The organism is Amycolatopsis sp. NPDC059021 (assembly GCF_042739895.1).
Classification (GTDB): domain Bacteria; phylum Actinomycetota; class Actinomycetes; order Mycobacteriales; family Pseudonocardiaceae; genus Amycolatopsis.
The window spans coordinates 1-3,219 of the sequence record NZ_JBHYIQ010000065.1 but is presented as its reverse complement, the minus strand read 5'-3'; the positions used below and the strand labels follow the sequence as shown (position 1 = coordinate 3,219).

Below are 3,219 nucleotides of genomic sequence, written 5' to 3'. Positions count from 1 at the left end.
GCGGAAGCGGTCGGACGACAACGGTCTCCAAACACCCCCTACCGTATCCGAGCGGACGCCCCCGAGCCGTGAGGAGCAAGGGACCTTTGCTATCGCCGCGCGTTAGCAAAGGTCCCTTGCTCCTCTTCAGGCGGCTAGCTGGCGGGGTTCTGTGTCGGGGGCGGAGGGTTCGGGGACGTGGAAGCTGTGTGCGGTGATGGGGCGGCGGCGCGAGAGCAGGTAGATGCCGAGGCCGACTGCGATGCCGACGACGCCGACAGCGATGGTGCCCGCGGTGCCGAGCGAGGCCGTCTTGCCTGCGATGGCGCCGACGATCGCGGCAGCCGGCAGGGTGAACAACCACGCGATCACCATGCGTCCCGCCATCCGCCACCGGACCGGCGCCTCGCGACGGCCGACGCCGGAACCGATGATGCCGCCGGAGCAGACGTGAGTGGTGGAGAGCGGAAAACCAAGCCTCGAGGAGACCAGGATGACCAGCGCCGAGCTGGTCTGCGCGGCGCAACCCTGGGGGCCTTCGATGTCGGTGAGTCCTTTGCCGAGGGTGTGCGTGATCCGCCAGCCACCGAGGTAGGTGCCGAGCGCCAGCGCGCAGGCAGCACTGATGATCACCCAGACGGGTGGCGCCGCGCCGGACGGGAGCAGACCGCCGGAGACGAGGGTCAGCGTGATGACACCCATCGTTTTCTGCGCGTCGTTGGTCCCATGCGCGAGTGATACCAGAGACGCGGAGACGATCTGTCCTATCCGGAACCCCTTGCTGTTCGGCTTGCGCCGGACCAGGAATCGGTAGACCAGGTAGGTCACGGTCATCGCCACCAAGCCGGCGATGACCGGCGAGGCCGCGGCGGGGACCAGCACCTTGTCGACGATCTTGCCGAAGTGGACGGAGTCCGCGCCCGCCGAGACCCACGTGGCGCCGATCAGACCACCGAAGAGCGCATGCGAGGAACTCGATGGCAGGCCGATGAACCACGTGAGCAGGTTCCAGACGATCGCGCCGATCAGGCCGCCGAACACGATGGCTGGGCCGACCTTGGTGTCGTCGACGAGGCCACTGGAGATCGTCTTCGCGACCTCCACCGAGAGGAAGGCACCAACGAGGTTCAGCACCGCTGAGATGGCGACGGCGACGCGTGGGCGCAACGCTCCTGTCGCGATGGACGTTGCCATCGAGTTCGCGGTGTCGTGGAACCCGTTCGTGAAATCGAAAACGAGAGCCGTGACGACTACGACCACGACCAGCAACGAGGGTTGCACCCCGACCTCCGAACCCTGTGGGGATACCTCCCGCAAAGTACCTGACCGGTGGAGTGAACCGTTAACGGCCCGTATGTATTCGAGACCTTCGCCGTTAAGCCAGAGGTAACGTGCGTTGACTGTCCGCAGCAGGCTCGAGTTCACCCTTGACCAGCTGGACGAATCGATGCGCGAACGGACGCCAGGTCTCGGCGATGTCCGCGTGCGATGCGATCAAGGCATCCCGTTCGAACACACCCGGACGAGTGAGTTCCGTCATTTCGGGTTCTTCTGCCGCCCACAGCGCCACGATGTCCGGAGTGGTCTCGATGTGGAACTGGACACCGTAGACACAACGGTTGAATCGGAATGCCTGGTGTGGGTAACGGGGGGCGGAGGCCAGTAGCTCGGCGCCCGTCGGCAGCCGGCTGATCACGTCGTTGTGGAACTGCATGACGTCCTGGATGAGCGGCAGCTCGGCGAAAAGGGGGTCCGTCCACGCGGCGTCCTTCTTGGTGACCAGCGAGGGCCCGACCTCGGGCCCCTGTTCGCCGACCTCGACCTTGCCGCCGGTCGCCACGGTGAGCAGCTGAGCACCGAGGCAAATCCCGAGCGTCGGGACCCAGGCGGCGGCAGCGCGGGCGAGCAGCCTCCGAACGTCCGCGAGCCACGGGTGCTCAGCGTCGTCGTGCGCCCCCATTTCGCCACCCAGGCAGATGACGCCTCCGTACCCCTCGGTGTCGGCCGGAAGCTCCTGGCGATCCGGCAGCCGGACGTCCAAGTCGGCGCCGGCCTCGACGAGCCAGTCCCCGAGTGCCCCCACCGGGTCGGATTCCGACGGCTGGATGATCAGCAAACGCGGCGAAGTCACCAGACCAGCCTACGGATGTGCTCGAGAGTGAGCGAGGGACCTTTGCTATCGCCGGGCGACAGTAAAGGTCCCTTGCTTCCGCGGTGGGGTGGGTTTGGTGTGCTGAGGCGGTCAGGGGGCGGCTTCGGAGGCCGAGACCGCTGTCGAGACGTGCGACCTGCTGGTGATCGCGGGTTCGTCGCTGACGGTGCAGCCCACGATGGGTGCACATAGTGAGAAAGGGCCTTGCCGGGAGAACCCTGTGGGGGTTCTCGACCGGGCAAGGCCCTTTCTCTGATGTTGTGTTCGGCGGTGTCCTACTCTCCCACAACCCTTCGGTTGCAGTACCATCGGCGCAGTCAGGCTTAGCTTCCGGGTTCGGAATGGGACCGGGCGTTTCCCTGACGCTATAACCACCGAAACTCTATAAAACAACACACACAAACTGTGTGGTGTTTCAGAGCTGTAGAGTGAATGCGTAGCATGTTTGTGGGCAAGTCCTCGGCCTATTAGTACCAGTCAACTCGACAACACATTACTGTGCTTCCATATCTGGCCTATCAACCCACTGGTCTGGTGGGGGCCTTAACCCACAAAGGGTGGGATACCTCATCTTGGAACAGGCTTCCCGCTTAGATGCCTTCAGCGGTTATCCCTTCCGAACGTGGCCAACCAGCCATGCCCCTGGCGGAACAACTGGCACACCAGAGGTTCGTCCGTCCCGGTCCTCTCGTACTAGGGACAGCCTTCCTCAAGTATCCTACGCGCGCGGCGGATAGGGACCGAACTGTCTCACGACGTTCTAAACCCAGCTCGCGTGCCGCTTTAATGGGCGAACAGCCCAACCCTTGGGACCTACTCCGGCCCCAGGATGCGACGAGCCGACATCGAGGTGCCAAACCATGCCGTCGATATGGACTCTTGGGCAAGATCAGCCTGTTATCCCCGGGGTACCTTTTATCCGTTGAGCGACACCCCTTCCACCAGGAGGTGCCGGATCACTAGTCCCGACTTTCGTCCCTGCTCGACATGTCTGTCTCACAGTCAAGCTCCCTTGTGCACTTGCACTCAACACCTGATTGCCAACCAGGCTGAGGGAACCTTTGGGCGCCTCCGTTACCCTTTAGGAG

The 3,219-nt window shown here is 63.8% G+C and carries 2 protein-coding genes and 2 rRNA genes; all 4 read right to left on the bottom strand.

Annotated elements, in window-relative coordinates; translation table 11 throughout:
- Positions 1 to 126 precede the first annotated feature (126 nt).
- Complete coding sequence (locus ACFWX1_RS31340; RefSeq protein WP_378393368.1) at positions 127 to 1,260, bottom strand: anion permease; 1,134 nt, start codon at positions 1,258 to 1,260, stop codon at positions 127 to 129.
- Positions 1,261 to 1,354: 94 nt separating this feature from the next.
- Positions 1,355 to 2,110, bottom strand: a complete 756-nt coding sequence (locus ACFWX1_RS31335) for a type 1 glutamine amidotransferase (RefSeq protein ID WP_378393367.1) — start codon at positions 2,108 to 2,110, stop codon at positions 1,355 to 1,357.
- 283 nt (positions 2,111 to 2,393) lie between these two features.
- Positions 2,394 to 2,510, bottom strand: a 5S ribosomal RNA gene (gene rrf / locus ACFWX1_RS31330).
- Positions 2,511 to 2,578: 68 nt separating this feature from the next.
- Positions 2,579 to 3,219: ribosomal RNA gene (locus tag ACFWX1_RS31325) — 23S ribosomal RNA — on the bottom strand; the annotation flags it as partial.